This is a genomic window from Bradyrhizobium sp. NAS80.1 (genome assembly GCF_001908205.1).
GTDB lineage: Bacteria > Pseudomonadota > Alphaproteobacteria > Rhizobiales > Xanthobacteraceae > Bradyrhizobium.
On sequence record NZ_LGHL01000263.1, the window covers coordinates 1 to 3,909 of the forward strand.

Here is a 3,909-nt window from a genome sequence, read left to right on the forward strand (position 1 = left end):
GGCCGTCAGCCGCCGAAGGCGGGGGCGCGCCAGCGCCAGCCTTGAGCCCGGCCGGTCAGCGGTCTACTTCCGGCACAGTTGCTCTTGGCTTAAAGGGTGGAGAGATCAAGCAAAGCTCGGGCGAAAGGCGCCGCGAGAACGGGAAAGTGTGTCTGCGAGGCCGTAGGATGGGTAGAGCACTTGCGAAACCCATCATGCATCCGCGTGGAGGAACGCGTTGATGGGTTTCGCTTCGCTCTACCCATCCTACGAGTGCTGCGCATTGGAGGATCGCGATGCGGCCTCATACTCCGTCATTGCGAGCGCAGCGAAGCAATCCAGAGTCTATCCGTCGAGGGATTCTGGACTACTTCGCTGCGTTCGCGATGACGAAGTGGAGAAGGCATGGGCGTCAGCTGACACTCTCGGGCCCCGGCTCTGCAGCGCAGCGCCTCTTCGGCGGTGCGCTGCAGAGCCGGGGCCCATGTCTCCGAGAGCAATCGATGTGGCGTGGGTCCCGGCTCTGCGCAGCAACGCCGTAAGCGCGTTTACGCGCGTCTTCGACGCGCTATGGCGTTGCAGCGCGTCCGGGGCACGGGAGCATCAATGACCGCGTTTCGTCTCTTCGCCACCACCCGCAGCCACCACATCCGGCGCCATCGCCGCCCATGCACTGGACGCGAACTGCCTTCTCCATGTCACGATCACCACTGCCGCCGTGCTCACGAACAGTACCCAGGGGCTGACGAACCAGCCGAGATAGCCGAGCGCGAAGAAGAAGGCGCGCTGGCCGCGGTTGAAATGGCGGCCGGCGGATTCGAACAGACGCGAGGTGCGGATGACATGAGCTTCGGCCTCCGGCGTGTCGCGCTGCGAGACGGGCGGCATGCCGCCGAACAGGATCGCGACATAGTTGAACAGGCGATAGGCCCAGGCGAACTTGAAGAAGGCGTAGACGCAGATCAGCACCAGGCCGACGCACTTCAATTCCCACAGCGCGGGCGAGGGGCTGAGATCGATCGGCAGCTTGCCCAGGATGGTGATTGCGTCGTTGGTGGCATTAAGCAGGGCCAGCGCGCCGCCGAGCGCGAACAGGCTGGTGGAGGCGAAGAAGGCGGTGCCGTTCTGGAGCGAGGCCATGATCTGCATGTCGACCATGCGCGCGTCGCGGTCGAGCAGCCGACGCACCCACACCTCGCGATAGCGGTTCATGCGAGCGGACAGGCTGTTGCGGCCATAGGCCGAATGCTCCAGCGTCATGGCATAGACCAGCCATTCGATGATGAAGAAGCCGACGGCCGTGATGTCGACCCAGTGCCTGCTCATGTCTCTCTCCTCGCAGATCGCAACGATTGCCACGCATGGCTAGTCGCGGCAACGATTGATTGGCGGCAGGCGATGGCGCTAAAAGCAGCCGCATCCAAAGGACTCGGGAAGGACCAGTAACATGGCAGCGCTCAAGCTCGCGATCGGCAACAAGAACTACTCGTCATGGTCGATGCGACCCTGGCTCGCATTGCGTGCCAACGACATCCCGTTCGTGGAGACCGTTATTCCGCTCTATACTGACAATCCTGCGGACAAGGAGCAGATCCTGTCTTTCAGCCGCGCCGGCAAGGTGCCGGTGCTGGTCGACGGCGAGACGACGGTGTGGGATTCGCTCGCGATCATCGAATACATCGCTGAACGTTATCCGGAGAAGAAGCTGTGGCCCGACGATGTTTCGGCCCGCGCCCATGCCCGTTCGGTGTGCGCCGAGATGCATTCCGGGTTCGTGGCGCTGCGCAACGAATGCGGCATGAACCTCCACCGGCCGATCCGGCCCGTGACTCTGTCGGCGGATGCGCTCGCCAACATCGCGCGCGTGCAGGAGATCTGGCGCGAGTGCCGGACGCGCTACGGCGCCAAGGGGCCATTTCTGTTCGGTCGCTTCGGCGCAGCTGATGCGATGTACGCCCCCCGTTGTGCATCGTTTCCGCACCTACGCCATCGAAGTCACGCCGGAGACCAAGGCCTACATGGACACGATGATCGCGATGCCGGCGCTCCAGGAGTGGACGCGCGACGGGCTCGCTGAAACGCTTGTCATCGAAAAGTTCGAGAATGTGTAACCCGCAATTGTGATTGGGCGTCGCTTGACGGTACGCCGCATGGCGGCGCTCAATCGCAGCGGAACTACGGTTTAGGAGAGGGCACCGCCATGGGAATCCTGGACTCGCTGGAGAACAACCCTGCGCTCCGCAGCGCGCTCAGTCAGCTAGGCGCGGCGGTGCTGCCTGCCGTGCTGAATGAAGTGCTGGGCAGCAACAACCAGGGCGGCCTCAGCGCGATCGTGGCGAAGCTCCAGCAGTCTGGCTTCGGCGATCAGGTGAAATCCTGGCTCGGCAACGGCCAGAACCTGCCGATCTCGGCCGACCAGCTCCGCGCAGTGCTCGGCAACGAGACCGTTCGCCAACTGGCTGCGCGCTACAACATCCCGGTCGACCAGCTCAGTCAGATCCTGGCCCAGGAACTGCCCAAGGCCGTGGATCACGCGAGCCCCGACGGCCATTTGCCCCACACTGCCTGAAAGGCCCGCTCCGGCGGTATCATCAGCCGCCCGGTTCCGTGGCTATCATCCTGAAAAAACTACCGGATTGGCGCGTTCGGCAGCCCTGTATACTGCTGGTCAAAACGGCCTGCCGCGTGCTATACAGCGCCACGGGTTTCGAGCCAGCCGTCGCAGTGGGACTCTGGGCGCGGCCGGCGCTGTTTGAGTAATGGAGATGGGTGTTGAAGCATAAATTCCCTGTGGGCACGCGCGTATTGTTCACAGCCAGCAACATCGCGCGCCCGGCTGCCAGCGGCACCTATGAGGTCATCCGCCAGCTTCCGACCGAGGGCGACGACTACCAGTATCGGATCAAGAGCTCCACCGAGGCCTTCGAACGGGTCGCCAGGGAAAGCCAGCTCGCTCTGTCCTGAAGATGACGGGACGGCGCATCGGTGCCGCAATCGAATTTGTTCGTCCCGCCGTCAAAAAGGCCCGTTTCGCCTCAACAGGGTGGACCGGGGGCAGTTGCCGACTCGCGGCGCTCGCTTTGACCATTCGCTCTTTGCTCGCGTGAGGGGACGTCGCGCATGGCGTTCGACCAAATCTGGCGCTCGCCGGCCTTTCCGATGTGGCTGACGCTGGCGGCTGCCGGCTTCTTCGCACTGATCCTCCTGATCACGCTGCTGCGCGCCGAGAAGTCGGTCGCCAACGGCGCGCTGACTGTCATTACATTGCTCGCCATTGCCATCGCGGTCGCTGCCACTGCGCGCGCCTATGGACCGGCGGGGGAGGCCGCTCCGACCGAGGCGCGCACGCAAGCTGCGTTCACGGCGAGCCTGCCGGCTCTGTCCTGTCTCGACGATCTCGCCGGCGATGCAGTAGCCGCCGGCTGCGAGAAGGCGCTGTTCGGCGCGCCTGACGCGGCGGCTACGGCCGTCTCCTACACGGCCGCCAGGATCGATCGGCTGACCGCGCTCGGCGATGCTGCGACCGCCGAGAAGAGCCTGACATCGGACATGAAGGTGCTGCGCAAGGCACTGGAGCGCGATCGCTACGGCCTCGTCGCGCACGTGCTGATCGCGCGCGACGGCTGCACGCAGTTCGATTGCGCCACGTTCCGCTCGCTGACCGATCAGCAGCAGGTCGCCGCCAACATGAGTTCCCATCTCTACGACACGCTGGTCGCGCGCTACGCGCCGACCTGGAACACGCCGGCAATGGCGGCGCCGCCGATGCCGGCTACGGGCGCACTTGCCGGGCTACCGCCCTCGATGCCGACGGGCAAGCCGACCAACGCGGAGTTCCCGAGCGCATCGTCGACACCGCCGGTGAGCATCATGAATCCGGAGCCGCCCACGGCGGCAACGCGCCAGGCGGCGCCCGCCGCAAACGCAGCG

4 protein-coding genes and 1 pseudogene are annotated in these 3,909 nt (G+C 64.7%); 4 read left to right on the forward strand and 1 reads right to left on the reverse strand.

Translation table 11 applies throughout. The features are described from left to right. Positions 1–582 precede the first annotated feature (582 nt). Positions 583–1,305 carry a DUF599 domain-containing protein gene (locus AC629_RS40685; protein ID WP_084810295.1) on the reverse strand — a complete coding sequence of 241 codons (723 nt, stop codon included), beginning with the start codon at positions 1,303–1,305 and terminating at the stop codon, positions 583–585. A 121-nt stretch (positions 1,306–1,426) separates the two neighbouring features. Here AC629_RS40685 and AC629_RS40690 point away from each other — a divergent pair. The 4 genes and pseudogenes from AC629_RS40690 to AC629_RS40705 form a co-directional block, all read left to right on the forward strand. Next, positions 1,427–2,090 (forward strand): annotated as a pseudogene (locus AC629_RS40690) (glutathione S-transferase family protein). A gap of 89 nt (positions 2,091–2,179) precedes the next feature. Continuing rightward, complete coding sequence (locus AC629_RS40695; protein WP_084810296.1) at positions 2,180–2,548, forward strand: YidB family protein; 369 nt, start codon at positions 2,180–2,182, stop codon at positions 2,546–2,548. 203 nt (positions 2,549–2,751) lie between these two features. Further along, positions 2,752–2,943: a hypothetical protein gene (locus AC629_RS40700; protein ID WP_084810297.1), complete on the forward strand. Its 192-nt coding sequence runs from the start codon at positions 2,752–2,754 to the stop codon at positions 2,941–2,943. Positions 2,944–3,099: 156 nt separating this feature from the next. Next, a partial coding sequence (locus tag AC629_RS40705) for a hypothetical protein (protein WP_084810298.1) occupies positions 3,100–3,909 on the forward strand: 810 nt, incomplete at its 3' end.

Excerpts from the sequence above, each read along its gene's own strand:
- AC629_RS40685 (WP_084810295.1), bottom strand. The coding sequence starts at position 1,305 with ATGAGCAGGCACTGGGTCGACATCACGGCCGTCGGCTTCTTCATCATC.
- AC629_RS40695 (WP_084810296.1), top strand. The coding sequence starts at position 2,180 with ATGGGAATCCTGGACTCGCTGGAGAACAACCCTGCGCTCCGCAGCGCG.